The following is a 25192-nucleotide window of genomic DNA, read 5'->3' as shown; positions in this document are numbered from 1 at the left end:
TGACCGGTCCCCTAGGCTGACCGCTCGCCGCGCGGAAGGGGATGAAGTGGACGCTTTCGATCCGATCACGCTGGAGGTTTACTGGAGCCGCCTGATCTCCATCGCGGACGAGGCCGCGACGGGGCTGCTGCGCACCGCCTTCTCCACCATCGTGCGGGAATCGAATGACTTCGCGACCGTGCTGATGGATGCGAACGCCGACTCCGTCGCGGAGAACACCGGCGGCATCGCCTCGTTCTCCTGCATCCTGCCGAAGACCACGAAGAGCTTCCTGGAGCGCTTCCCGGCCGAGACCTGGCAGCCCGGCGACTGCGTCATCACCAACGACCCCTGGCTCGCCACCGGGCACCTGCCGGACTTCACGGCCGTCTCTCCTATCTTTCACAAGGGAAAGCTGGTGGGCTTCGCCGGCTCCATCGCCCATTCGCCGGATGTCGGCGGCGCGCTGTGGTCCGCGGATTGTCGGGAGCTCTACGAGGAGGGCATCCGCATCCCGCCGGCCCGCCTGTTCCGCGGTGGCGTCCGCAACGCGGAGCTGGTGGAGATTCTGACCGCCAATGTCCGCGTCCCCGGCCCCGTGATGGGCGACCTGGAGGCGCAGGTCCTGGCGAATGAGGTGGCGGTCCGCCGGACGGTCGAGTTCCTGGAGGACACCAGCCTGCCCGACCTCCAGCCCCTGTCGGAAGCGCTGCAGGAGCGCGCGGACCGCGCCATGCGCCGCGCCATCGCCGCGGTGCCGGACGGCACCTACGCCGCGGCGCTGGACGCGGACGGCTTCGACGAGCAGAGGACCCACATCGCCTGCACCGTCACCGTGGCGGGCGAGACGATGCACATCGACTTCGAGGGCACCTCCCCGCAGATCGATCGCGGCATCAACTGCGCCTACAACTACACCCACGCCTATGCCGTCTATCCGGTGAAGTGCGCGCTGGATCCCTTCACGCCGCGCAACGAGGGCTCCTACCGCGCCATCACCGTCGCGGCGCCGGACCGCAGCATCCTGAACCCGCGCTTCCCCGCGCCCTGCGGCGCGCGGCAGCTCACCGGCCACCTGCTGGCCGGCGTGATCTACGAGGCGCTGGCGGAGGTGCTGCCGGACAAGGTGATCGCGGAGTGCGGCGGCGCGCCGACCATGCGCGCCCTGTTCAGCGGCGCTGATGGCAATGGCGACCGCTTCTCCCAGGTCCTCTTCGCCAGCGGCGGCATGGGGGCCAGCCCGCACCGGGACGGGCTGCCGACCACCGCCTTCCCCACGAATGTCGGCGCCGGCTCCATCGAGGCGTATGAGAGCGTCGCGCCGCTGCTGGTGTGGAAGAAGCAGCTTCGCCCGGATTCCGGCGGTGCCGGGCGCTTCCGCGGCGGGCTGGGGCAGGAGGCGGTGATCGAGGTCCGCACGCCCGCGCCCGTCCGCCTGTCCCTGTTGTCGGACCGTCGCGACCACCCGGCGAAGGGCCTGCTCGGCGGCCTGCCCGGCGCGGCCGCGGTGATCGAGATCGATGACGGCACGCGTCCCCATCCGAAATCCCGCACCACCGTCGCGCCGGGGCGCCGCGTGACGCTGCTCTATGCCGGCGGCGGAGGCTTCGGGAACCCGCGCGAGCGCGATCCCGACGCTGTCGCGGCGGATCTGAAGGACGGTTACGTCTCGGCTGAGGCCGCGCAGCGCGACTACGGGGCTCGCTGAGACCATGGCACAAACGGGCAGTGGCGCGACCGCGCGCATCGGCGTGGATGTGGGCGGCACCTTCACCGACTTCGTGCTGCACGATGCGGCGCGCGACCTCGTCGCCACCGGCAAGCGGCTGACCACGCCGCACGATCCCAGCGAGGCGATCATCGCCGGCATCGAGCGGCTGTTGCAGGAGACGGGGCTGGGCTTCGCCGACCTGCACGGGATCGTCCACGGCACCACCCTCGTCACCAACACGATCATCGAGCGGACCGGCGCGAAGGTCGGGCTGCTGACCACCGCCGGCTTCCGCGACGCGATCGAGATCGGGCGGGAGACGCGCTACGACCTCTATGACCTGTTCCTGGAGGCGCCGCCGACCCTCGTCCCGCGTCACCGCCGGCTGGAGGTGCCGGAGCGGGTCGACGTGCACGGCGAGGTGCTGCTTCCCCTGGACGAGGCAGCGGTGCGCGCCGCCACCCGCCGGCTGGTGGAGGAGGAAGGGATCGAGGCGCTCGCGGTCGGGTTCCTCCATTCCTACCGGGAGGGGCGGCACGAGGCGCGGGCGGGGGAGATCGTGCGCGATCTCTATCCCGACCTGCCGGTCTCCCTCTCCTCCCGCGTGGCACCGGAGATCCGGGAGTTCGAGCGCACGAGCACGGCCTGCGCGAACGCCTACGTCCAGCCGCTGATGCGGCGCTACCTCGATCGGCTGGAGGGGACGCTGGCCTCCCGCGGCTTCGCGGGGCGGCTGCACGTCATGCTCTCGGGCGGCGGCATCGCGGCAGTGCAGGACGCGCGGGACTACCCGATCCGCCTGATCGAATCCGGTCCGGCGGCAGGGGCCATGGCGGCCTCCTTCCTCGCGCGGCTGACAGGTCTGGACCACGTCGTCTCCTTCGACATGGGCGGCACCACCGCGAAGATGTGCCTTGTCGAGGACGCGGCCCCGGACCGGAAGTTCGACTTCGAGGCGGGGCGCGTGCGCCGCTTCCAGAAGGGATCGGGCCTGCCGCTGAAGGTGACCGTGGTGGACATGATCGAGATCGGCGCCGGCGGCGGCAGCATCGCCCGCGTCGATCGGGGATCGGGGCTGATGAAGGTCGGCCCGCGCAGCGCGGGCGCAGTGCCCGGTCCCATCTGCTACGGGCGGGGCGGCACGGAGCCGACCGTGACGGATTCCGACCTCGTCCTCGGCCGGCTCGATCCCGCCTACTTCCTCGGCGGCGAGATGGCGCTCGACATGCAGGCGGTGCGGAACGCCATCGAGGCCGGGATCGCCCATGGCCTGTCCGTCCCGCATGACGACGCGGCACTCGGCATCCGCCGCATCGTGGACGAGACGATGGCGGCCGCCACCCGCATGCACCTGGCCGAGAAGGGCCGCGATCCCCGGCGCTACACGCTGATCGCCTTCGGCGGCGCGGGGCCGGTGCATGCCTATGACCTCGCGCGGCTGCTGAAGATGCGGCGGCTCGTCGTGCCGCTGGGAGCGGGCGTGGCCTCCGCGCTCGGCTTCCTCGTGGCGCCGCCCGCCACCGACCTCGTCCGCAGCCTGCCCGGCCGGCTGGAGCGGCTGGACTGGGACCGCGTCAATGCCCTGCTGGCGGAGATGCTGGAGGAAGGTCGCGCCCTGCTGCTGGAGGCCGGCGCCGCACCGGAGGAGATCACCGCCCGGCCCGCCGCCGACATGCGCCATGTCGGCCAGGGCTTCGAGATCCCGGTGCCCCTGCCCGCCATGACGCTCGGCGAGGCGGACTTGCCCGCGATCCGGGAGTCCTTCTTCGCCTCCTACCGCGAGCGCTTCGGCCGCGCCCTGGAGGACCTGCCGATCGAGGCGCTGAGCTGGCGGCTTGCCCTCCAGGCGCCCGGGCGCGACATCAGTCTCTCCGCCGCCGGGGCGCGAGTGGAGGGTTATACGGACGCCGCCCGCGCCGCGCGCGGCATGCGGGACGTGCTGTTCGAGGGCGTGGGATGGCGGGCCTGCACGGTCTACGACCGCTACGCGCTCGCGCCCGGCGCGTCCTTCTCCGGCCCCGCGCTGGTGGAGGAGCGGGAGTCGACCTGCGTGATCGGGCCCGGCGCCACCGCCTCGGTGGACTCCTTCCGGAATCTGGTGGTCGAACTGCCGGGAAGCGGGGAATAATCGCCGCGGGAAGACCGCCAGCACCGTCGAGGCCCGTCGCCGCGCACGCCGCGACAGAGAGGTGGACCATGAGCATGATCCCGGGGACCCGTCGCTCCTTCCTGGCCGCCGCGCTGGCGTCGCCGGCCCTGGTGCCCCGCGGCGCGGCGGCGCAGGACCGCTTTCCTTCCCGGCCCGTCACGCTGGTCATTCCCTGGGCGGCCGGCGGCTCCACGGACTCGTTGGGGCGTGTTCTCGCGCAGGCCATGGGCGCCGATCTCGGCCAGCCTGTCGTGGTGGAGAACCGTGGCGGCGCCTCGGGCACCGTCGGGCACGCCTTCGTCGCCCGCGCGCGACCGGACGGCTACACGGTGCTGCTGGGAACGAACAGCACCTACGCGATCGCGCCGCATCTCATGCGGGACCTGCCCTATGACAACCGCGGCGCGTTCGACGGCATCAGCCTCGTCGCTCGCAGCGCGCAGTCGCTCTGCGTCCACCCCTCTGTCCCGGCGAACAGCGTCGCGGAGTTCGTGGCCTACTGCCGCGCGCGGCCAGGTGCGGTGAACTTCTCCTCCGCCGGGATCGGCGCCAGCAGTCATCTGGCGACGGAACTCTTCGTCGCGAAGACCGGCACGCAGCTCGTGCACGTGCCGTATCGCGGCGGCGGTCCCTCCGTGCAGGGCCTGCTGGCGGGAGAGGTGGCGATGTCCTTCGTCGACCTCGTCACCGCCCTGCCCTTCCGCGCGTCGCGGCAGTTGAAGCTGCTGGGCGTCAGCACCGCCGCGCGGTCGGAGCTGGCGTCCGACGTGCCGACACTCGCCGAGGCCGGCGTCGCGGGGTTCGATTCCTCCACCGACGTCATCATGCTGCTTCCGGTCGGCAGCCCCACTGCCATCCGGGACCGCATCACCACCTCCCTTCACCGCGCGCTGACCGACCCCGACACGCGGCGCCGGATCATCGAGATGGGGATCGAGCCGGTGGGCGGCAGCGCGGCGGAGCTGGATGCCTACTGGACGCGAGAGTACGATAAGTGGGGCGAGATCATCCGCAGTCAGAACATCAGGCTGGGATAGGCGCTCGAAGGTTTCGGAACGGCTTCGCCGGCCGGGCGCCGGCAAGGTGGACGGAGAAGGGGCGGCCCGGGCGGGACGAAGTGTCCGGCCGGGCCAGCAGGTCACGTCTCCACTGATGGTCTCAGGACAGGACAGGGTTGATCGCCGGCTCTTTCCGGACAGGGGTCGCCCGCCCGCGCTCTGTTGACACTTTCCCATACTCACGGCTCTCGGCCAGAACATCGAAACGGGAGTTCTCCCGCCGAACGCGGCTCCTATCGGCCGCCTCGGAGCGAAACCTAGTTCTCACGATTTCGACCCCTCGTCCGGTGTTGACACTTCAAAGGTGCGCCAGCATGGTTCAGGGAACGCCTGGGAGGATGCCATGCACCCCGACCGCTCGAATTCTGCCGGCCGACGCCTGCCTCTGACACGGCGTGCGTTTCTGGCCGTCGGAGTGGCGGCGGCAAGCCCGGCGCGGGCGCAGGATTTCCCGACCCGTCCCATCCGCCTCGTCGTCTCCTTCCCGCCGGGCGGCTCCGGGGATGCGGTCGGGCGCATCGCGGCCACCGGCCTCTCGCAGCAGCTCGGCCAGGCCGTGGTGGTGGACAACCGCGCGGGCGCGGGCGGCAACGTGGCCGGGGAATTCGTGGCGAAGGCCCCGGCGGACGGCTACACCCTGCTCGTCGCGGGCCAGGCGCTGCTGGCGATCAACAAGGCGCTCTATCCCAACCTGACCTTCGATCCCGCGGCGGATTTCGCCTTCGTCGGGATGATCGCCTCCTACCGGAACGTGCTCATCGCCAGCCGCGACGGCGCACCGGCCAACACTGTGCAGGAACTGGTCGCGCTCGGCCGCCGCAACCCCGGCGGGATCACCTACGGGTCCAACGGCGTCGGCTCGCTCTCGCACCTCGTGGCGCAGGTGATGGGCAGCTCGGCGGGGGTGCAGTTCCTGCACGTGCCCTATCGTGGCGCGGCGCCGATGATGACGGACCTCGTCTCCGGCCGCCTCGGCTTCTCCTTCACCGGCGCGCCCAGCGCCCTGCCGCTGCTGAGCGACCCGCGCCTCCGTGCCCTGGCCGTGACAGGCGTCGGCCGCCTGCCGCAACTGCCGGACGTGCCGACGATGGTGGAGCTCGGCTTCCCCGAGTTGGACGCGCCGGTGTGGTTCGGCGTTGTCGCGCCTGCCGCCACGCCCGCGCCCGTGCTGGCGCGGCTGCGCGAGGCCTTCGCCGCCGCCTCGGCCACGCCGGCCTGGCGGGCCGCGCTGGAAACCCAGAGCGCCGAGGTGCCGAACCTCTCGCCCGAGGACGCCCCGCACTTCCTGGCGCGCGAGCGGGAGACCTGGGCGCGGGCCGTGCGCGCCAGCGGCGCGACCGTGGAGTGACGACGATGCCCCTGCGCCTGCAGCGCCGCGCGCTCCTCTCCGCGCTTCCGGCGCTGCCGCTCGTGGTGCGGTCCGCGCGGGGGCAGGGCACCTATCCCGACCGGCCCATTCGCCTGCTGATCGGCTCCTCCGCCGGCGGGGGCGGCGACACGGTGGCCCGGCTGGTCGCGCCCTCCCTCTCCGCGCGCCTCGGCCAGCCGATCGTCGCGGAGAACCGGCCGGGCGCCGCCGGCAACATCGCGGCGGAGGCGCTCGCCCGCGCGCCGGCGGACGGCTACACGCTGCTGCTGATCTTCACCGGTCACGTCATCAACCCCGCCCTGTTCCGCCGGCTGCCCTTCGACACCGCGCGCGACTTCGCGGCGGTCGCGCCGCTGGCCAACAACCAGACCATCCTGCTCGTCCGGGCGGATTCACCGTACCGCACGCTGGGGGACCTGATCGCGGCGGCGAAGGCGGCGCCGGGTAGGCTGAACACGGGCTACCTGCAGGGCACCACGCAGCACCTGGCGAACGAGATGTTTCTTCGCGCCGCCGGCATCCAGGCGGAGGGCGTGCCGTATCGCGGCAACGGGCCGGCGATGACGGATCTGCTGGGCGGCACGCTGGACTACATGTTCTACACCCTTTCCGCGCTCCCGCAGATCGAGGCCGGGCGTCTGCGCGCACTCGGCATCACGGAGCTGCGGCGATCGAGCCTGCTTCCCGAGGTGCCGACCTTCGATGAAGACGGCCTGCCCGGCTTCACGGCCACCGGCTTCTACGGGCTGGTCGCGCCGGCGGGCACGCCATCTGCCATCCTCGCCCGGCTGAACGAGGCGACCGCGGCCGCGCTGCGGGAGGAGGAGGTGCGCCGGCGCCTCGTGGAGCTCGGCGCCGAGCCGCTCTTCGCCTCGCCCGCGGAATTCGGCCGATTCCTGGAGGGCGAGATCCCGCGCTGGGCCGCCGTGATCCGCGACGCCCGGATCGAACCGCAATGACCCCAGCCGCCGAGGCCCGCATGAGCCGCCCCCCGCTCGACGTCGAAGCCCTCTATCCACAGCTGCGGGAGATCCGAGACGACTCCCTGCGCGAGGGTGTCGTGGCCGTTTTCCAGGAGCTCTGGGCCCTGTCCCAGTGGGACGACATCGGCGCCCTGCCGGTCTCCTGGGAGATCCCCTATCCCAACCTGCCGCATACCCAGTGCATCGTGACCATGGCGATCGCCGTGGCCGACGCGCTCGTGGCGCATCACGGCACGACGATCGACCGCGATCTGCTGATCGCCGGCGCGATCCTGCAGGACGCGAGCAAGCTGGTGGAGTACGAGCCCGGCCCCGACGGGAAGGGCCGCCACACCGAGATCGGCAAGCAGTACCTGCACGGCTTCTGGTGCGCCCACCTCGCCGCGCAGCGCGGCCTGCCGCACGCGCTGTCCCACATCATCATGACGCACGGCTCCGGCTCCCCGAAGTTCCCGGACTCGATCGAGGGGAAGATCCTCTACTACGTGGACCAGCTGGACGTGATCGCGGTGTACAAGGACCGCTTCAAGAAGCACCTGATGATCTCCAAGTAGCCCGGCATGGACGCGCTCCCGACCTCCGCGGCCGAGGCTGCCGGCTCCACCCTGGCGGAGCGGGCGCTCGACCTCATCCTCGCGATGATCCGGGACGGGGACCTCGCGCCCGGCTCCGAGCTGAACGAGGTGGACCTGGCGCGCCGCTTCGGCATGAGCCGCGGCCCGGTGCGGGAGGCGGTGCGGCGCCTGCAGGGGCGGAAGCTCGTCACGCGGGAGCCCTATGTCCGCGCCCGCGTCGCCGCCCTGGGCCTGCCCGAGCTGCAGGAGATCTTCGAGCTTCGGGAATGCCTGGAGGGCATGTCCTGCCGGCTGGCGACGGAGCGGCTCTCGGACGACGTGCTGAAGGAGCACCTGCGGGTGCTGGAGCAGCACGGCACGGATGCCGCGCCGGCCTTCGACTTCCACGTCGCGGTCGCCCAGGGCAGCGGCAATGCGCGGATTGCGGAGCTGCTCTCCGTCGATCTCTACGACATGGTGCGCCTCTATCGCTGGCGGTCCGGAACCCTGCCGGGACGCCGGGAGGATGCGCGCCGGGAGCACTGGGAGATCGCGCGGGCCATGATGACGCGCGACGCGGTGCTCGCGGAATCGCTGATGCGCTCGCACATCCGCCGCGCTTGGCAGAATCTCAGCGCGGACGCGACGGGGTAGCCGCGCACGGAAAGCGCGCTCTCCCGAGGGAGCGCCGGGACCCGAGCCCCTCGGACGGAGAGGCGGACCTGCAAAATGGGACCGGTGTCCCAACCGCGGCGGCCCCTCTCCGTTTGCCTTGGAGAAACGGCCGAGGAGTCCTAACTCTGCCCGCGATGGTGGACATTCCTGACCTCGCCGATCACGGGATCGGAGGGCTGATCGCGCGATGGCGGCGGGGCGAGCCTTCGGCCCTGCTCGACGTCATGCCGGCGATCCGCCGCCGTACCGGACGCGGGACAGCGCCGCGCCGCGTGGAGCGGCACGTGGACGGGCTGGTCACCGTTGCGTCCTACAACGTTCACAAATGCGTCGGCGTGGACAAGCGCTTCGATCCCTCGCGGGTCGCCGACGTCATCGCCGAGCTCAACGCGGACATCCTCGCCCTTCAGGAGGTGGATCGTCGCTTCGGACGCCGCCTGGGGCTGCTCGACATGGTGGACATCGAGCGACGGACGGGGCTCCGCCTCGTCCCGCTCTCCACCACGCCGGGCGGGCAGGGCTGGCACGGGAACGCGCTGCTGGTCCGGATCGGGACGGTCACGAGCGCCCGACGTCTCAACCTGCCGGGCGGCGAGCCCCGGGGTGCGGTGATGGCCGAGCTCGAACTTCCGGCGGGGCGCCTTCGCCTCATCGGGGCCCATCTCGGCCTCCTCAAGCGGCATCGCGAGGGACAGGCCGCAGCCATCCTCGATGCCCTGGCCGACGGCACGGACGCGCCGGCCATGGTGCTGGGCGACCTGAACGAGTGGCGTCCGCGGCGTCGCTCCTCCCTCAGCGCCCTGGAGCGGAGCTTCGGCCTGACCGAACAGGCCCCGCCCACCTTCCCCAGCCGTCTACCGGTGCTGGCGCTCGACCGCATCCTCTCCAGCCGCCACGGGCTGATCCGGGCCCTCGAGGTGCACGACACGCCGCTCGCGCGGATCGCCTCGGACCATCTGCCCCTGAAGGCGAGGATCGACCCCGCCCTGCTGGATGCGCGCCGCTCGGTCACTGACGGGATCGCGGAGGCGGCGTGACCGTGGCGTCCGCCCTGACGACGGTCGCCGCGATCGACGCCAGGCCGGAGCCTGCGGGGGTCCGCGTCGGATTGCTGACCAGCGGCCTCGCTGCCTTCGCGGCCCGCGTGCGCGCGGCCCGTAGCGCGACGCGACGGCTCGACCTGCAGTACTACATCTGGCGCGACGACGTCACCGGCCGGCTGCTCGCGCGCGAGGCGCTGCGCGCGGCGGAGCGGGGCGTGCAGGTCAGGCTGCTGCTGGACGACATGTACGCGATCGGCGGGGAGCGGCTGCTCTCGATCCTCGACGCGCATCCGCATATCGAGGTACGGCTTTTCAACGCGACGACCTGGCGGCGCTTCGGCCAGTTCGGCTTTCTGCTGGAGATGCTGTTCGGCGGCTGGCACCTGAACCGCCGGATGCACAACAAGGCGTGGATCGTGGACAGCCGCATCGCGATCCTCGGCGGGCGCAACGTCGGAGACGAGTACTTCGATGCCTCCGACACCTTCAACTTCCGCGACCTCGACCTCACGATCATGGGGCCCGCCGCCGATTCCGCGGGCGATATCTTCGAGCGCTACTGGCATCATCCTCTCTCCCGACCCGTTTCCGAGATCTGCCAGGCACCGCACCGGCGACGCGGCGGGTTGCGAGGATTGGCCCGCCGGCTCGACCGCGCCGCCACGGCGCCCGACGCCAAGCCGTTCCTTCGGGAGCTGGACACGGACCCGACCGCGGCCGCGGTGCTGAAGGGCGACCCCTCCATCCTGTCGACGGTGCCGGGCGGGGTGGTCCGGCTGCTGTCCGACCCGCCGGACAAGGTGACGGGCCGTGCGCCGGCCACGGAGTGGCTGGCCCCGGTCGTGCTAGACCTTCTCCGGAGCGCGACGCGGGAGGCGCTGCTCGTCTCGCCTTACTTCGTCCCCGGCGAGGAGGGAGCGGCGCTTCTCTCGAACCTCGCGGCATCCGGCGTCCGCGTCTCCGTCATCACGAACTCGCTCGCGGCCACGGACGTCGTCGCGGTCCATGGCGGCTACGCGCGCTACCGCGAGGGGCTGCTCCGGGCCGGTGTCGTGATCCATGAGTTGCGTCCTTCCGGAGAGGAAGGGGCGAGCCTTCTCGGCTCGCGCGGCGCCAGCCTGCACACGAAGGCGCTCGTCGTGGACGGCGCCCGCGCGATGGTCGGGTCCTTCAACCTGGATCCCCGGTCGCGGGCGCTGAACACGGAGACGGGCACCATCGTGGACGACCCGTCCATCGCCCAGGGCATCGTGCGGGAACACGCGCGTCTCTCGGAGCCGGCGCGAAGCTGGCGCGTGAGCCTCGATGGGGATGGCCGCCTGATCTGGGTGGCGGCGGAGAACGGGGAGCAGAGGGTCTGGCGCACGGAGCCCGGAGCCTCCCGCAAGCGGCGCGCCCTGGCCTGGCTCGTCGGCTGCGTGCCGATCGAATCCCAGTTGTAGGGCTATCGCGGGCGCAGGCGCCCGCGGGCCGGGGGAGCCCCGACATCCGCCCCGCTCCGTCAGCCGAAGGACGCGACCCGGAAAGAGCGGGCCGGACCGCCTAATCCCGTTCGGCCGCGACCCGCCCGCGCCAATCGTCCAGCACGGTCCGCAAGGTCTCCTCCCACGGCACCTGCGGCGCCCAGGACAGGGTGCGGCCGATGCGGGAGGGATCGCCCTGCACGCGGGTCACGTCGGTTGGGCGCAGCAGCGCCGGCTCCTGCTCCACGCGCGCCGTCAGGCCGGCGAGCGCGAGCAGCGCGTCCAGGATGTCGCCCACGCGCCTGGGAATGCCGGAGCAGAGGTTGAACGCCATGCCCGGCGGCAACCGCTGCGCCGCGCGCAGGGCGATGACATAGGCCGCGCAGACGTCGCGCACGTCCAGGAAATCCCGCCAGCGGTCGAGCGCGCCCGCGCGCACCACCGGCTCCTGCCGTCCCGCCTCGATCCGGGCGACCTGGCGGGCGAAGGCGGCGACGACGAAGCCGGGCGTCTGCCCCGGGCCGGTGTGGGTGAAGGACCGCAGCCGGACGGCGCGCAGGCCGCGCAGCGCCATCTCCCCCACCGCCAGATCCGCCGCCGCCTTGGAGGCGGCATAGGGGTTGGCGGGCGCGAAGTAGGATTCCTCGTCGAGCGGCCGCCCGGCCTGGAAGGCCAGGCCGTACACCTCGCCCGAGGAGGCGAACAGGAAGCTGGCCGCCGGCGCCGCGCGCAGCACCGCCTCCCCCAGCGCGCTTGTCCCCCAAAGGTTCGTGCGCCAGGTGCCCGGCGGGTCGCGGAAGGAGGCGGCTACATCGGATTGCGCGGCCAGATGGATCACCGCGTCCGGGCGCGCCTGGGCCACGGCGTCCGGCAGCGCGGCCGTGTCGTCCAGGTCGAGATGCAGGCTCTCATCCGTGCCGGGCACGGCCCCGCGGCGGGAGGCGCCGATCAGCACCGCCCCGGGATACGCGGCCCGCAGCGCGGGCAGGAGGTGCAGGCCGGCGAACCCGCCGGCGCCGGTGATCAGGATGCGGCCGGGCCGCGCCTCCCCGCCGGGTTCGGTGCCGGCCGGCATCTAGCCTGGAGCCCGGACCGGCGTGGGTCCGAGCCCTGCGCGGGCACTCCCGGGCACGGACCTCGCCTCAGCGCATGCGCGCGCGATGACGGGCGAGATCGGCCTCCACCATCTCGCGGATCATCTCCTCCAGCGTGATGGTCGGCTCCCAGCCGAGCTTCTGCCGCGCCTTGGTGGAATCGCCGAGCAGGACGTCCACCTCCGCCGGGCGGAGGAAGGCGGGGTCGACCTTCACGAAGGCCTCGTAATCCAGGCCGACATGGTCGAAGGCGATCCGGCACATGTCGCGCACCGTCACGGTGCGGCCGGTCGCGACCACGTAGTCGTCCGGCTGGTCCTGCTGCAGCATCATCCACATGGCGCGCACGTAGTCCCGCGCATGGCCCCAGTCCCGCTTGGCGTCGAGGTTGCCCATGGGCAGGTCCTTCGCCAGGCCGAGCTTGATGCGGGCCGCGGCGTCCGTGACCTTGCGGGTGACGAACTCGATGCCGCGCAGCGGGCTCTCGTGGTTGAACAGGATGCCGGAGGAGGCGTGCAGGCCGAAGCTCTCCCGGTAGTTCACCGTCATCCAGTGGGCGTAGAGCTTCGCGACCGCATAGGGCGAGCGCGGGTAGAAGGGCGTCTTCTCGCTCTGTACCGGCTCCTGGATCAGCCCGTACATCTCGGAGGAGGAGGCCTGGTAGAAGCGCGCCTTCGGTGCCGCGAGCCGCACCGCCTCCAGCATGTTGCCGGCGCCGAGGGCCGTGACCTGGCCGGTCAGCAGCGGCTGGTTCCAGGAGGTCTTCACAAAGGACTGGGCGCCGAGGTTGTACACCTCGTCGGGCGCGACCTCCTGCATGATGCGCAGCAGGGCGGAAAGGTCGATGAGGTTGCCGTCCATCATCGTGATCCGGCCGTGGATGCCGAGCCAGCGCAGGCGCTCGTCGATCACCTCCCCGGAGGAGGAGCGGCGGAGCAGCCCGAAGACCTCGTAGCCCTTGTCCAGCAGGAGCTGCGACAGATAGGCCCCGTCCTGTCCGGTGACCCCGGTGATCAACGCGCGCGGCATAGTTCCAAACCCCGTGACGGCGCGGTGCCTTTAGCCGCCCCGTCCCGGCCTTGCTAGAGCAGGCAGGAGCCGACCGTTCCAACGGGCCCGGTCCGTGCTCCCGCGGCCCGGGGCATCGCGGCCCCTTAGGCCGGCCACCCCAGCGCCCCGCGGTAGTCGGGCGCGGGAAGGCGGACGGGCGCCGGGCGCCCCCGGGCGGGATCCGCCGCGATCCGGCGCAGCGCGGCCGCTGCGGCGTCGAGGTCGGGCTCGGCCCAGCGCGCGGCGGGCATGTCGTAGGTGCCCTGCGGGTCGCGGGCGGGCACGAGGGTCCAGGGGATCGGGTGGCAGCCGGGCCCCTGCATGAAGTCGGTGTTCCCGGACCACCCGGTGGCCACCACGGGTCGGCCGAGCGCCATCGCCTCGGCCATCGCGAGGCCGTAGCCCTCGGCCCGATGGAGGGAGACGAGCACGTCGGCACAGGCAGTCAGGGCCCAGAGGTCGCGGCGCGAGAGGTCGGCCGCGATCACCCGAACGTTCGGCCGCGCCGCGGCAACCGCGGCCACCTCCGCCCAGGCCGGGCCGGCGTGGTCGGTGCCGTGGGTCTTCAGGACCAGCAGGTGTTCCGGGCTGTCGCCGAAGGCGCGGCGATGCGTCTCGATGGCGCCGAGCGGGTTCTTGCGCGCGAGGGACGAGGTCGCATCGAACAGGGAGAGGGCGACGAACGCCCCGGGCGGCAGACCGAAGCTCGCCCGGTCCCGCGCGGAGGGGTCGGGCACGGGCGGGGGATGCGGCACCACGGCCGGCGGCGGGTGGCCGGGCCGGGCGAAGACCTCGGCGCAGAAGCGGCTGGGGGCCCAGATCCGGTGGCAGGCGGCGTAGCCCCGCTCCCAGTCCTGCGGCAGCGCCGGCAGTTCCCAGGCCCAGTAGGCGATGATCCGCTTCCCCGCCACCGCCCGCCGCCCGAGCGTCAGCAGGCCCCAGGGCAGCATCGGGCCGTTGACGTGCAGGATGATCGTGCCCGGCCCGTCCGGAACGACGATCGGCGGGCCGGGCGGGCCCTGGCGGTGCGGGCCGGTCAGGTCCGCGGCGATCGGCTCCAGCCCGTCCGCCCGCATCGCCGCCAGCATCCGCCGCGCCCCGACGCCGAGGCCGGTGGGCGCGCTGTGATAGCCGGCGACAACCAGTGCGCCGCGCCCCTCCGGCTCGGGCCGGGCAAGGCGGGGCGCGAGGAGGGCGGCCGCCCCGAACAGCGCCTCCCGCCGGGCCGAGCGGGGCATCAGCGACCAGAGGCGGTGCAGGACGCTCATCGCGCGGCGTGGGGCAGAAGGTCGCGCAGCCAGTCCACCAGCAGGCCGGCCTGGGCGTCCCAGTCGGCCAGCCGCTCCCCGGCCGCGCGGGCACCCGCGGAGAGGGCGGCGTGCCGGGCCGGGTCCAGGGCTGCCGCCATCGCCTCTGCCAGGGCCTCCGGCGTGACGGTGCCCGCCAGAAGGCCGCTCACGCCGTGTTCCAGCTGGTCCGGCAGGCCGCCGACCGGTGTGGCGACCACCGGCACGCCGAGGGCGAGGGCGATCGGCAGGACGCCGGACTGGCTCGCCTCCCGGTAGGGCAGCACAACGGTGCGGGACGCGGCGACGAGGGACGGCATCTCCGCATCCGGGACCCACCGGGGCTCCACGGTCACCCCCGGCAGGGCGGAGAGGCCAGGGGCGCAGTCCTCCGGATCCCCTTCTCCCACCACGCGCAGGGTCGCACCGGGGTGGCGGGCGCGCAGGATGGCGAAGGCGTCGCGGAGCAGGTCGAGGCCCTTATAGGCCCGCAGCCGCCCGAAGAAGAGGAAGTCGGCCGCCGGCGCCCCGGCCGGCCCCCCATCGTCCGGCAGGTGCGCGCCGAGGGGCAGGCGGAGAATCGGCAGGCCGGGACGCCGTGTGGCCACCGCCGCCGCCACCGCCTCGGAGAACACGACAGCGCCCCAGGCGGCCTCCAGCTCCCGGCGGAGCCGCCATTCCCAGGCGAGGGCCGGATCGCCCGGATGAGGCAGGGCATCATGGACCATCGCGACATAGGGAATGCCCGCCCGCCTCAGGCCCGGGGCGACGAGGGGAGTCCAGACGTGGTTCATCGCGGAGACCACGACATCAGCCTTCATCCCGCGGGCCGCGCCGACGAGGCGACGCCGGAGGGCGGGCAGGCGGGGCAGGCCCGCGACGGCGCCGACGGCCCCGGAAAACGTCTCCACCGCGTCCAGCGGCGCGCGAAGCGCCGCGAATCGGTCCAGCAACTCGTTCCGCCGGGCCAGGGCGAGGGCCAGCGTGACGCCGGGACGGCGCGCCAGCCCGCGCGCGAGGCAGAGGGCGAATTGCGCCCCGCCGCCCCGCCGCCCCCAGTACCAGAGAAGGATCCGCATCGCGCCGCGCCTAACATCCGCCCGGGATGGGGAAAAGGCGCCCCGAACGGGTTGGCCACCCGTGAGGCTTGCGGCATAGGCGGTTCATGGCCGCACGCGCCGCATTTCTCTCCCTCGCTCTCCTGGCCGGGCTCACGGTGCAGGCCGGCGCCGTGGAGTGCCCCCCCTCCCCGGCCCAGCCCCTGGCGCTGCCGCGGCTGGCCGAGGGGCTGCGCGCGGGCGCGATGCCACTGATCATCGCACTCGGCAGCTCCTCGACCCAGGGCGCCGGCGCCTCCTCGCCCGAGATGGCCTATCCGGCGCAGCTCGAGGCCGCGCTGCGGCGGCGCGGGCTGGACGTCCAGGTGCTGAACAGCGGCCGGGGCGGCGAGGACGTGGTCGAGATGCTCGATCGCCTGGAGGCCGACGTCATTGCGCTGCGGCCGGCGGTGGTGATCTGGCAGGTCGGCGTGAACGGGGCGATGCGGAACCACCCGGTGGACCGCTTCCGCATCCTGCTGCGGCAGGGCGTGGCCCGGCTCCAGGCCGCCGGGGCCGACGTGGTGCTGATGGACAGCCAGCGCGGCCCGTGGACGGCCCAGGCCCCCTCCCGCGATGCCTTCGACCGCACGATGGCGGAGGTGGCGCGCGACTGGGGGGCCGGGTTCTTCTCCCGCCGGCGCATGATGGACGCCTGGGTGGCCGCGGGTGCCGAGGCCGAGGTAATGCTCGTCTCGGACGGGCTGCACCACAATGACCGCGGCTATGGCTGCTTGGCCGATGCCTTGGCGGAGGCGATCCGGTCGGGCAAGGTGACGCGATAGTGTCTGACGAACTACAACCTCAGGTTGCTAGACTGGCATTCATGGACCCGGCCTCCCCCTTCTGCGCGTCGGACCCGGCGGCGCGCCCGGTCCATGCCGTCGGGCGCGAGAGGCTCCCCGCCTTCCTGGAGGGGCTCCGGCCGGCGGAAGCGGGGTTCCTGCGGGAGAGCGGCTTCACAGCCGAGGCGGGTCGGGTCGTTCTCCTGCCCGGCGACAGCGGCGTCTCGGCCGCGGTTCTCGGGCTGGGCGCCGGACCGGCCTCGCCATGGCCCTATGGCGCGCTGCCCTATGCCCTGCCGGAGGGGAGCGCCTGGACGCTCGGCACTGGATGCGACGCGGCGGCCGCGACCCTCGGCTGGGGCCTAGGCGCCTACCGCTTCGTCCGGCACAAGGCGCCGACCCGTGGCCCGGCCCGGCTGGTCGAACCGCCCGGCCAGGAGGAGGCGCGCGTCCTGGTGGACGCGATCTGGCGCACGCGGGACCTGATCAACCTCCCGGCGGCCGACCTCGGCCCGGCCGAGCTATGCGAGACGGCCCGGGCCCTGGCCGCGCGCTGCGGGGCGGGGTTCGAGGAGATTGCGGGCGAGGCCCTGCAGGCCGGCTTCCCCGCGGTGGCGGCGGTGGGCGGCGGCAGCCATCGTGCGCCCCGGGTCGGCGTGATCCGCTGGGAGGGGGCGGCCGACGGTCCGCTCATCGCCCTCTGCGGCAAGGGCGTGTGCTTCGACACCGGCGGGCTGGACCTGAAGCCGGCCGAGGGCATGAAGCGCATGAAGAAGGACATGGGCGGGGCCGCGATCCTGCTCGGCCTGGCGGAAGCGCTGATGCGGATGCGCGCGCCGCTCCGGCTGCTGGTCCTGATCGGCGCGGTAGAGAACGCGGTCTCGGACCGGGCCATGCGGCCGCTGGACGTGTTGCAAACCCGCGCCGGCCTGCGCGTCGAGGTGGGCAACACCGATGCGGAAGGGCGGCTCGTGCTCGCGGATCTGCTCGCCTTCGCGGGCGAGCACGCGCCCGCCCTGGTCCTGGATGCCGCCACGCTGACGGGAGCCGCACGCGTCGCGCTGGGTCCTGATCTCCCGGCACTCTTCTGCAACGACGATGCAATCGCATCGACGCTGCTGGCCTCCAGCACGAGCTGTAACGATCCGCTCTGGCGCCTGCCGATACATGAAGGTTACGCTTCGTGGCTGGACTCTTCGGTCGCCGATCTTAACAACATCGGTAGCCGTCCGATGGCGGGTTCTATTATAGCCGCGCTGTTTCTTCAGCGTTTCATTGCATCCGGAACGCGTTGGGCCCATCTCGACGTCTATGCCTGGAACGATGCGACACGTCCGGGGCGGCCGGAAGGCGGCGAGGCGCAAGCACTTCGCGCCCTCTACGCCGGACTGCTCGCGCTCCTGCCGAGGTTTCGCAGCGGCTGACCCGATCATTTCTGCGGCACGACGCGCCGGGACCACTTGCGAGTTCCGGCGCGACGCTTTTGTTGTTCACGTCGCGCGACCCCCAGCGGGCACGCGGAACGAGGGAAAGAGTACCTGATGCCAGTGCAAAGCACCCCGGACCAGCTTGTGGGGATCCTGCGTGACACCGTCGTCGCCCTGGTGCGACGAGATGGTCCCGACCTGTCGGCGCGGCAGCTCGGGGTGTTCCTCACCGTTTACCTCGGTGAGGGGCCGCACACCGTGCGCGGCCTGGCCGCTTCGCTGAACGTTTCGAAGCCCGCGATCACCCGCGCGCTGGACCGGCTGGGCGAGCTGGATTTCGCCCGCCGCAAGACCGATCCGCAGGACCGTCGCTCCGTGCTCGTGCAGCGGACCGTCAAGGGTGCAGCCCTGCTGCGCGAGATGCGCTCCATCATGGGAGAGGCCGCTCAGGCCGCCGTCGAGACCGCGCCGCAGCAGGCCGGCACCGCCCAGGCGGCTAACACGCAGGTTCACGCCCGCCGCGCCGTCTGACGGCGCGTTCGATTCCGGTGGCCGGCGGCGTGGCACGCGCCGGCCCGTGACTGCGTTATCCTCGATGCTGAATCACCGCGTGGATCGCACGGCCCGTGCGATCCAGGATCTCACGGATCAACCGTCCCGACCGGCAGGTCGCGCACGAAGGCGCGCCAGTTGTCCCGCTTGGCCGCGGCGCGCTCCGTTCCATCGGGCAGGCGTGCGTAGAGGCTGAGCACGCCCCGCGCCCAGAGCGCGTCGAACACCTGCTCGCTGGACAGGGCGAAGGCGGCACTGCGGTCGAACACGCCATCCTTCACCCGCGGGTGGATCTTGATCAGCCACCAGGCGGCGCCGGCCAGCAGAATCGCCATGCCGGCATAGACGTGCAGCCAGCGCGTCGCCGCCATGCTCGCCGCCAGAATGAGGATCGGCGCCCAGATGTTCTCCCAGGTCCGGAAGACCGGGGAGCCGGGCGAGTTCATCTGGCGAATGTTGATCCCGAGCTTCACCTGCCCGCCATCCAGCAGGGCCCGAAGGCGCTCCAGTTCGGTCACGACGCGGTCCGCAATTCGAAGGCGGCCTCCATGAGAGCGCGGGTGTAGGCGGCGCGCGGGGCAGCGACGATCTGCTCCGTCTCACCCTCCTCCACGAACTTGCCGTCCTTCATCACGACGATCCGGTGGGCGAGCGCGCGCACCACGCGGAGGTCGTGCGAGATGAAGACGTAGGACAGGCCGCGCCGCACCTGCAGATCCCGCAGCAGGTCGACGACCTGGGCCTGGACGGACACGTCGAGCGCGCTGGTCGGCTCGTCCAAGACCACCACCTCCGGCGCCAGCACCAGCGCGCGGGCGATGGCGATGCGCTGGCGCTGACCGCCGGAGAACTCGTGGGGGTAGCGGACGGCCGTAGCCGGATCGAGGTTCACCTCGCGCAGCGCGGCGGCGACGCGTTCCTCCCGCTCGGCCCGCGACAGGCCGGGCTCGTGCACGGCCAGCCCCTCCCCGACGATCTCCGCCACCGACATCCGCGGGGAGAGCGAGCCGTAGGGGTCCTGGAAGACGATCTGCATCCGGCGCCGGAGCGGGCGAAGCTCGCGGCGGGACAGGTGGTCGATGGGCTGGCCGTCCAGCAGGACCCGGCCCTCGGATCGTTCGAGCTGCAGGAGCGCGAGGCCCAGCGTGGTCTTGCCGCTGCCGCTCTCCCCCACGATGCCCAACGTCTCGCCGCGGCGAAGGGTGAGATCGACCCCGTCCACGGCACGGACATGGCCGACCGTGCGGCGAAGCAGGCCGCGGCGGATGGGAAAATGCACCTTCATGCCCTCGGCGCGCAGCGTCTCCGGCACGTCCGGCGGCAGCGGGACGGCGCGGCCACGGGGCTGGGTGTCCAGCAGCATGCGGGTGTAGGGATGTTGCGGCCGCTCGAAGACCTGGGCCACCGGGCCCTGCTCCACCGCGTTCCCGTCCTTCATCACCACCACCCGGTCCGCGTGGCGGCGGACGATCGCCAGGTCATGCGTGATGAGGAGCATGGCCATGCCGAGCTCCCGCTTCAGCCGGGCGAGAAGCTCCAGCACCTGGGCCTGGATCGTCACGTCGAGCGCGGTGGTCGGCTCGTCCGCGATCAGCAGGCGCGGATCGTTGGCCAGGGCGATCGCGATCATCACCCGCTGCCGCTGCCCGCCGGAAAGCTGGTGGGGATAGGCGTCCAGGCGTTCGGCAGCGGCGCCGAGCCCCGCGCGGCGAAGCAGCTCCAGCACGCGCTCCCGCAGCGCCGCGCCGCGCATCGGGCGATGCAGCGTGACAGCCTCCGCGACCTGGCGCCCGATCGTGTGCAGCGGGTTCAGCGAGGTCATGGGTTCCTGGAACACCATGCCCGCCACGCCGCCGCGCAGCCGTTGCAGCTCGGGCTCCGGCGCGGTGAGGACCTCCACGCCGTCCAGGGCAATGCGGCCGGCCGGGTTGGTGCCGCCCGGCGCCAGGAGGCGGAGGCAGGACAGGGCCGTGACGCTCTTGCCGCTGCCGCTCTCGCCGACGAGGGCGAGGGTTTCGCCCTCGTCGAGGGAGAAGGACACGTCCCTTACGACGGTCTGGCCGCGGAAGGCGACCGAGAGGTTCTGCACCTCCAGCAGCGGCGCGGTCATCGGCCACCCCCGGGCAGCTTGCGGGGGTCGAAGGCGTCGCGCACCGCCTCCCCGACGAAGGCGAGCAGGGCCAGCATGCCGCCGAGCACGACGAAGGCCGTGATGCCGAGCCAGGGCGCGCGGAGGTTGTTCTTCGCCTGGGAGACGAGTTCCCCGAGGGAGGGCGATCCCGGCGGCAGGCCGAAGCCGAGGAAGTCGAGGCTGGCGAGCACCGTCACGGACCCCGCGAGGATGAAGGGAACCATGGTCAGCGTCGCGACCATCGCGTTCGGCAGGATGTGCCGCAGCATCAGCCGGGTGTCGGACACGCCCAGGGCTCGGGCGGCGCGGACGTAATCGAGGTTCCGGCCGCGCAGGAACTCCGCCCGCACGACGCCGGTCAGCGACATCCAGGAGAAGAGGAGGAGGAAGATCAGGAGCGAGAAGAAGGTCGGCTCGATGACGGAGGCGAGGATGATGAGCAGCAGGAGCTGCGGCATCCCCGACCAGATCTCGATCACCCGCTGGAAGGCGAGATCCACCCAGCCGCCGTAATAGCCCTGCACCGCCCCGGCGATCACGCCGATGACGGAGGACAGGATCGTCAGCGTGAAGCCGAAGAGGACGGAGATGCGGAAGCCGTGGATGATCCGGGCCAGCACGTCCCGCGCCTGATCGTCGGTGCCCAGCGGGTTGCGCGCGGAGGGCGGCGACGGGGCGGGCTGCCCGAGGTCCCGCACGACGGTGCGGTGGCTGAAGGGGACGGGCGGCCAGACCGCCCAGCCGCGCTCCCCGATCTCCCGCAGCAGGGTCGGGTCGTACCAGTCCACGTCGGTCGGGAAGCCGTCCGAGAGGATGTCGCTCTCGGCGTAGTCCCGCACCACCGGGAAGAACCAGCGGCCGTCCACGCGCGCGACGATCGGGCGGTCGTTCGCCACGAACTCCGCGAAGAGGGTGACGACGAAGATCGCGGCGAAGACCCAGAGCGACCACCAGCCCCGGCGATTGGCCCTGAAGTTCTCGAAGCGGCGGCGGTTGAGCGGGGACACGTCAGCGGCGGGCGGAGAAGTCGATCCGCGGGTCCACCAGCGTGTAGCTGATGTCGCCGATGATCTGCATGACGAGGCCGAGCAGGGTGAAGATGTAGAGCGTGGCGAACATCACGGGATAGTCGCGCCGCAGCGCGGATTCGAAGCCGAGCAGCCCGAGGCCATCCAGGGAAAAGACGATCTCCACCAGCACGGCGCCGGTGAAAAGGATGCCGATGAAGGCGGCCGGGAAGCCCGCGATGATCAGCAGCATCGCGTTGCGGAAGACGTGGCCGTAGAGGACCCGCCCCTCCCCCGCGCCCTTGGCCCGGGCGGTCAGGACGTATTGCTTGCCGATCTCGTCCAGGAAGGAATTCTTCGTCAGCATCGTCAGCCCGGCGAAGCCGCCGACCACCAGCGCCAGCGTGGGCAGCACCATGTGCCAGGCGTAGTCCGCCGCGCGCTGCCAGAACGGCCAATCCTCCGAGCCGGAGGTGGTGAGGCCCCGCAACGGGAACCACTGCACGAAGGATCCGCCCGCGAAGAGCACGACGAGCAGGATGGCGAAGAGAAAGCCGGGGATCGCGTAGCCCAGCAGCACGGCGCCGGAGGTCGCGGCGTCGAAGCGCGATCCGTCCCGCACCGCCTTGCGGATGCCGAGCGGGATGGAGACGAGGTAGATGATGAGGGTGGACCAGAGGCCGAGGGAGATGGAGACGGGCAGCCGCTCCAGGATCAGGTCCACCACCGGCCGATCTCGGAAGAGGGACCGGCCGAAGTCGAAGCGGAGATAGTTGACGATCATTTCCTTGAAGCGGGTCGTGGCCGGCTTGTCGAAGCCGAAGGCCCGCTCGACCTCCGCCACCACCGCCGGGTCCAGGCCCCGGGCGCCGCGATAGGCAGAGCGCGGTCCCTCCCCGCCGCTGCCGGCCCCCTCCTGCGGGCGGGGCTGTCGTGTCTCGCCCTGCCCTTCCCCGGTCAGGCGGCCGAGCGCGGTGTCGCCCTGACCACGCAGTTCCTGCAGCATCTGCTCCACCGGGCCGCCCGGGGCGAACTGCGTGACGGCGAAGTTGATGACGATGATGCCGAACAGCGTCGGCACCAGCAGCAGCAGCCGGCGGAGGATGTAGGCGCCCAAGGGGAGGCTAGTTCGGGTTGCGGCGGGCTTCCGCCAGGGCGCGTTCCTTGGCCGGGTCGATCCACCAGGCGTCCAGGCCCAGGCCGCGATGCGGATTGCGCTCGGGGCGCCCGAACTTGTCCCAGTAGGCCAGGCGGAAGGTCCGGGAATGCCACTGTGGGATCACATGGAATCCCCAGAGCAGCACGCGGTCCAGCGCGCGGGTGCGGACCCGCAGTTCCTCCGCATCCGGGGCCTGGATCAGCAGTTCCACCAGCGCGTCCACCACCGGGTCCTTGATCCCGATGGTGTTCTGCGACCCCGGCTGGTCCGCCTTCGCCGTGGTCCAGTAGTCCCGCTGCTCGTTGCCCGGGGAGTCCGACTGGCCGAACAGCTCCACGGTCATGTCGTAGTCGAAGGCGTCCATCCGCACCTGGTACTGGGGCGGGTCCACGGTCCGGATGCGGGCCTCGATGCCCAGGCGCTGCAAGCTCTGCACATAAGGCAGCGCGATCCGCTCATAGGTCGGGCCGTTGAGCAGGATCTCGAACTCGAAGCGCTGTCCCTGCGTGTTCATCAGGCGGCGGTCGCGGACGGTCCAGCCGGCGGCGCGCAGGAGTTCCAGCGCACGGCGTGCCCCCTCCCGGTTCGTGCCGGAGCCGTCGGTGACGGGGACGCGGAACTCCTGGGTGAAGACCTCCTCCGGCACGCGGCCGCGATAGGGGGTCAGGATCTCCAGCTCCCGCCCCTGCGGCAGGCCGGAGGAGGCGAAGGGCGAGTTGGAGAAGTAGGAGGTCGTGCGGGTGTAGGAGCCGTAGAAGATGTTCGCGTTCAGCCACTCGAAGTCGAAGACGAGGCCGAGCGCCTCCCGCACGCGGCGATCGGTGAAGAGGGGGCGGCGCTGGTTCATCGCCCAGCCCTGCATGCCCGTCGGCAGCTCGTGGCGGATCTCGTCCAGCTTCACCAGACCGCGGCGGCGGGCGGGGAAGTCGTAGCCCGTGGCCCATTCGCGGGCGATGTTCTCCGTCCGGAAGTCGTAGGCGCCGGCCTTGAAGGCCTCCAGCGCCACGGTCGCGTCGCGGTAGTACTCGTAGCGCAGCAGGTCCCAGTTGGCGGTGCCGCGCATGGTCGGCAGGTCGCGGGCCCAGTGGTCGGGCACCCGGCGATAGGCGATGGATCGCCCCGCCTCGAAGCGGTCGATGCGGTAGGGACCGGAGCCCAGCGGCGGCTCCAGCAGCGGGCGGGCGAAGTCGCGCCCCTCCCACCAGTGCTTTGGCAGCACCGGCATCTGGCCGAGGATGAGGGGCAGCTCCCGGTTGCCGTCGTTCACGAAGCGGAAGACGACGGTGCGCGGATCGCTCGCCGTCACCTCGGACACGTCGCCCCAGTAGGAGCGGTAGGTCGGGCGGCCGGAGGTCCGGAGGGTGTTGAAGGTCCAGACCACGTCGTCCGCCGTGATCGGGCGGCCGTCGTGGAACCTGGCGCGCTCGTCCAGGCCGAAGGTCACGCCCAGCCGGTCGGGCGCCATCTCGATCCAGGACGCGAGCTGGGCATAGAGGGCGAAGGGCTCGTCCGGATTGCTACGGAGAAGGGTCTCGAAGAGGCCGGCGATGCCGACGGCCGGCGTCCCGCGGAGGATATAGGGGTTGAAGCTGTCGTAGCTGCCGAGCGCGTGGAGGACAATTTCCCCGCCCTTCACGGCATCCGGGTTCGCCCAGGGAAAATGGGAGAAGTTCGCCGGCAATTCGGGCGCGTCCGGAAGGGCCAGGGCGCGGACCCGGTTCGGCGCGGGCGCCTGGGCCAGGGCGATCCGGCCGAGGGGCAGGGGGAGCGGCAGGCCGGCGGCGAGGCCGGCGGCGAACAGGGTGCGTCGGCGCATGGGCGGGAGGATGGGGGCTTCAGGCCCCGCCGCCAAGCAGGCGCGTGACGGCGGGAAGCAACGAAGCGTCTCCGACCGCCATCACGGTCCCGTCGGAGTCCAGGGTCAGGGGACGGCCGGCATGGTCGGTGACGCGGCCGCCGGCCCCCTCCACCACCGGGACGAGGGCGGCCCAGTCCCAGACCTTCATGGTCGCATCCACCACCACGTCGATCAGGCCGAGGGCGAGAAGCCCGTAGATATAGCAATCCCCGCCCCAGCTGACGCGGCGCACGGCGCCACGCAGGGCGCGGAAGCCGCCGTCCTGGCCGGGTGGGAAGATGTCCGGGCTGGTCGAGGCCAGTTCTGCGGCCGAGAGGTCGGGACAGGGCCGGCATCCCACCGTCCCGCCGAAGGGGCCGGTGAAGCGGGTGGGGCGGCCTTCCACTCCGAGCCACCGCTCCCCACCGGCAGGCTGGTCGATGATCCCCAGCACCGGCCGGCCGCGGTGCAGCAGGGCGATCAGCGTCCCGAACAGCGGACGGCCGGTCAGAAAGGCCCGGGTGCCGTCGATCGGATCCAGCACCCAGACCCATTCGGCGTCCGGGCGGTCGGGGCCGTACTCCTCCCCGATCACGCCGTGGTCGGGATGGTGGCGGGCGATATGGTCGCGCAGCGCCCGCTCGGCAGCGCGGTCGGCCTCGGTGACAGGGCTCGCATCGCCCTTCGCTTCCACCAGAAGGTGGGAGCGGAACAGGGGGCGAATGGCCGCCCCCGCCAGATCGGCCGCGGCCTCCGCCGAGGCGATCAGCTCATCCACGGGCC

Annotated in this window: 22 protein-coding genes; 12 read left to right on the top strand and 10 right to left on the bottom strand. The window is 72.1% G+C overall.

Going from position 1 to position 25192, the window contains the following annotated elements; translation table 11 throughout:
* Positions 1-46: 46 nt before the first annotated feature.
* The 9 genes from ACP6CK_RS24150 (at position 47) to ACP6CK_RS24110 (ending at position 10963) form a co-directional block, all read left to right on the top strand.
* Positions 47-1687, top strand: coding sequence for a hydantoinase B/oxoprolinase family protein (locus ACP6CK_RS24150; RefSeq protein WP_426955879.1), 1641 nt, complete (start codon positions 47-49; stop codon positions 1685-1687).
* Positions 1688-1691: 4 nt separating this feature from the next.
* Positions 1692-3818 (top strand): hydantoinase/oxoprolinase family protein, encoded by a 2127-nt coding sequence (locus ACP6CK_RS24145; RefSeq protein ID WP_426955878.1) that lies wholly within the window; start codon positions 1692-1694, stop codon positions 3816-3818.
* Positions 3819-3886: 68 nt separating this feature from the next.
* Complete coding sequence (locus ACP6CK_RS24140) at positions 3887-4876, top strand: Bug family tripartite tricarboxylate transporter substrate binding protein (protein ID WP_426955877.1); 990 nt, start codon at positions 3887-3889, stop codon at positions 4874-4876.
* 436 nt (positions 4877-5312) lie between these two features.
* The gene (locus ACP6CK_RS24135; RefSeq protein ID WP_426955876.1) at positions 5313-6245 is read left to right on the top strand and encodes a Bug family tripartite tricarboxylate transporter substrate binding protein; all 933 of its coding nucleotides are present in this window, start codon (positions 5313-5315) and stop codon (positions 6243-6245) included.
* A gap of 5 nt (positions 6246-6250) precedes the next feature.
* The gene (locus ACP6CK_RS24130) at positions 6251-7225 is read left to right on the top strand and encodes a tripartite tricarboxylate transporter substrate binding protein (RefSeq protein ID WP_426955875.1); all 975 of its coding nucleotides are present in this window, start codon (positions 6251-6253) and stop codon (positions 7223-7225) included.
* 20 nt (positions 7226-7245) lie between these two features.
* Positions 7246-7803: a hypothetical protein gene (locus ACP6CK_RS24125; RefSeq protein ID WP_426955874.1), complete on the top strand. Its 558-nt coding sequence runs from the start codon at positions 7246-7248 to the stop codon at positions 7801-7803.
* Between the two features lie 6 nt (positions 7804-7809).
* Positions 7810-8457, top strand: a complete 648-nt coding sequence (locus ACP6CK_RS24120) for a GntR family transcriptional regulator (RefSeq protein WP_426955873.1) — start codon at positions 7810-7812, stop codon at positions 8455-8457.
* A 155-nt stretch (positions 8458-8612) separates the two neighbouring features.
* The gene (locus tag ACP6CK_RS24115) at positions 8613-9515 is read left to right on the top strand and encodes an endonuclease/exonuclease/phosphatase family protein (RefSeq protein WP_426955872.1); all 903 of its coding nucleotides are present in this window, start codon (positions 8613-8615) and stop codon (positions 9513-9515) included.
* Positions 9512-10963, top strand: a complete 1452-nt coding sequence (locus tag ACP6CK_RS24110; RefSeq protein WP_426955871.1) for a phospholipase D family protein — start codon at positions 9512-9514, stop codon at positions 10961-10963. Before ACP6CK_RS24115 ends, ACP6CK_RS24110 begins: the two co-directional genes overlap by 4 nt.
* Before the next feature lie 100 nt (positions 10964-11063).
* On the opposite strand, the gene ACP6CK_RS24105 is transcribed toward ACP6CK_RS24110, so the two are convergent.
* The 4 genes from ACP6CK_RS24105 to ACP6CK_RS24090 form a co-directional block, all read right to left on the bottom strand.
* The gene (locus ACP6CK_RS24105) at positions 11064-12059 is read right to left on the bottom strand and encodes a GDP-mannose 4,6-dehydratase (protein WP_426955870.1); all 996 of its coding nucleotides are present in this window, start codon (positions 12057-12059) and stop codon (positions 11064-11066) included.
* Between the two features lie 67 nt (positions 12060-12126).
* Complete coding sequence (gmd, locus tag ACP6CK_RS24100; RefSeq protein ID WP_426955869.1) at positions 12127-13107, bottom strand: GDP-mannose 4,6-dehydratase; 981 nt, start codon at positions 13105-13107, stop codon at positions 12127-12129.
* Positions 13108-13232: 125 nt separating this feature from the next.
* Positions 13233-14396, bottom strand: a complete 1164-nt coding sequence (locus tag ACP6CK_RS24095) for a glycosyltransferase (protein ID WP_426955868.1) — start codon at positions 14394-14396, stop codon at positions 13233-13235.
* Positions 14393-15493, bottom strand: a complete 1101-nt coding sequence (locus ACP6CK_RS24090) for a glycosyltransferase (protein WP_426955867.1) — start codon at positions 15491-15493, stop codon at positions 14393-14395. Before ACP6CK_RS24090 ends, ACP6CK_RS24095 begins: the two co-directional genes overlap by 4 nt.
* A gap of 86 nt (positions 15494-15579) precedes the next feature.
* Here ACP6CK_RS24090 and ACP6CK_RS24085 point away from each other — a divergent pair, with 86 nt between their 5' ends.
* From ACP6CK_RS24085 to ACP6CK_RS24075, 3 genes are all read left to right on the top strand, one after another.
* The gene (locus tag ACP6CK_RS24085) at positions 15580-16296 is read left to right on the top strand and encodes an SGNH/GDSL hydrolase family protein (protein ID WP_426955866.1); all 717 of its coding nucleotides are present in this window, start codon (positions 15580-15582) and stop codon (positions 16294-16296) included.
* A gap of 41 nt (positions 16297-16337) precedes the next feature.
* Positions 16338-17720: a leucyl aminopeptidase family protein gene (locus tag ACP6CK_RS24080; protein ID WP_426955865.1), complete on the top strand. Its 1383-nt coding sequence runs from the start codon at positions 16338-16340 to the stop codon at positions 17718-17720.
* A gap of 117 nt (positions 17721-17837) precedes the next feature.
* The gene (locus ACP6CK_RS24075; RefSeq protein ID WP_426955864.1) at positions 17838-18254 is read left to right on the top strand and encodes a MarR family transcriptional regulator; all 417 of its coding nucleotides are present in this window, start codon (positions 17838-17840) and stop codon (positions 18252-18254) included.
* Positions 18255-18364: 110 nt separating this feature from the next.
* Here ACP6CK_RS24075 and ACP6CK_RS24070 read toward each other — a convergent pair whose 3' ends face one another.
* From ACP6CK_RS24070 to ACP6CK_RS24045, 6 genes are read right to left on the bottom strand one after another with little or no spacing between them, the layout of a single operon-like run.
* Positions 18365-18793, bottom strand: coding sequence for a hypothetical protein (locus ACP6CK_RS24070; RefSeq protein WP_426955863.1), 429 nt, complete (start codon positions 18791-18793; stop codon positions 18365-18367).
* The gene (locus ACP6CK_RS24065; RefSeq protein ID WP_426955862.1) at positions 18790-20385 is read right to left on the bottom strand and encodes an ABC transporter ATP-binding protein; all 1596 of its coding nucleotides are present in this window, start codon (positions 20383-20385) and stop codon (positions 18790-18792) included. Before ACP6CK_RS24065 ends, ACP6CK_RS24070 begins: the two co-directional genes overlap by 4 nt.
* On the bottom strand, positions 20382-21413 hold the full coding sequence (locus ACP6CK_RS24060; protein ID WP_426955861.1) for an ABC transporter permease: 1032 nt from the start codon (positions 21411-21413) through the stop codon (positions 20382-20384). The genes ACP6CK_RS24065 and ACP6CK_RS24060 overlap by 4 nt, the downstream gene beginning before the upstream one ends.
* A gap of 1 nt (position 21414) precedes the next feature.
* A complete protein-coding gene (locus ACP6CK_RS24055; protein ID WP_426955860.1) occupies positions 21415-22530 on the bottom strand; it encodes a microcin C ABC transporter permease YejB in 1116 nt (371 codons plus the stop codon).
* A gap of 7 nt (positions 22531-22537) precedes the next feature.
* Positions 22538-24388 (bottom strand): extracellular solute-binding protein, encoded by a 1851-nt coding sequence (locus ACP6CK_RS24050; protein ID WP_426955859.1) that lies wholly within the window; start codon positions 24386-24388, stop codon positions 22538-22540.
* Positions 24389-24407: 19 nt separating this feature from the next.
* Positions 24408-25187: an inositol monophosphatase family protein gene (locus tag ACP6CK_RS24045; protein WP_426955858.1), complete on the bottom strand. Its 780-nt coding sequence runs from the start codon at positions 25185-25187 to the stop codon at positions 24408-24410.
* Positions 25188-25192: the final 5 nt, after the last annotated feature.

The organism is Muricoccus radiodurans, from assembly GCF_050154705.1.
In the GTDB taxonomy this organism is placed as follows: Bacteria; Pseudomonadota; Alphaproteobacteria; order Acetobacterales; family Acetobacteraceae; genus Roseomonas; species Roseomonas radiodurans.
Note: the sequence above shows the minus strand (reverse complement) of the source record. Positions and strands in the feature narration are given on the sequence as shown.

Excerpts from the sequence above, each read along its gene's own strand:
- ACP6CK_RS24090 (WP_426955867.1), bottom strand. The coding sequence starts at position 15,493 with ATGCGGATCCTTCTCTGGTACTGGGGGCGGCGGGGCGGCGGGGCGCAA.
- gmd (WP_426955869.1), bottom strand. The coding sequence starts at position 13,107 with ATGCCGCGCGCGTTGATCACCGGGGTCACCGGACAGGACGGGGCCTAT.
- ACP6CK_RS24065 (WP_426955862.1), bottom strand. The coding sequence starts at position 20,385 with ATGACCGCGCCGCTGCTGGAGGTGCAGAACCTCTCGGTCGCCTTCCGC.
- ACP6CK_RS24130 (WP_426955875.1), top strand. The coding sequence starts at position 6,251 with ATGCCCCTGCGCCTGCAGCGCCGCGCGCTCCTCTCCGCGCTTCCGGCG.
- ACP6CK_RS24075 (WP_426955864.1), top strand. The coding sequence starts at position 17,838 with ATGCCAGTGCAAAGCACCCCGGACCAGCTTGTGGGGATCCTGCGTGAC.
- ACP6CK_RS24120 (WP_426955873.1), top strand. The coding sequence starts at position 7,810 with ATGGACGCGCTCCCGACCTCCGCGGCCGAGGCTGCCGGCTCCACCCTG.
- ACP6CK_RS24105 (WP_426955870.1), bottom strand. The coding sequence starts at position 12,059 with ATGCCGGCCGGCACCGAACCCGGCGGGGAGGCGCGGCCCGGCCGCATC.
- ACP6CK_RS24125 (WP_426955874.1), top strand. The coding sequence starts at position 7,246 with ATGAGCCGCCCCCCGCTCGACGTCGAAGCCCTCTATCCACAGCTGCGG.
- ACP6CK_RS24085 (WP_426955866.1), top strand. The coding sequence starts at position 15,580 with ATGGCCGCACGCGCCGCATTTCTCTCCCTCGCTCTCCTGGCCGGGCTC.
- ACP6CK_RS24080 (WP_426955865.1), top strand. The coding sequence starts at position 16,338 with ATGGACCCGGCCTCCCCCTTCTGCGCGTCGGACCCGGCGGCGCGCCCG.
- ACP6CK_RS24115 (WP_426955872.1), top strand. The coding sequence starts at position 8,613 with ATGGTGGACATTCCTGACCTCGCCGATCACGGGATCGGAGGGCTGATC.
- ACP6CK_RS24050 (WP_426955859.1), bottom strand. The coding sequence starts at position 24,388 with ATGCGCCGACGCACCCTGTTCGCCGCCGGCCTCGCCGCCGGCCTGCCG.
- ACP6CK_RS24140 (WP_426955877.1), top strand. The coding sequence starts at position 3,887 with ATGAGCATGATCCCGGGGACCCGTCGCTCCTTCCTGGCCGCCGCGCTG.
- ACP6CK_RS24095 (WP_426955868.1), bottom strand. The coding sequence starts at position 14,396 with ATGAGCGTCCTGCACCGCCTCTGGTCGCTGATGCCCCGCTCGGCCCGG.
- ACP6CK_RS24145 (WP_426955878.1), top strand. The coding sequence starts at position 1,692 with ATGGCACAAACGGGCAGTGGCGCGACCGCGCGCATCGGCGTGGATGTG.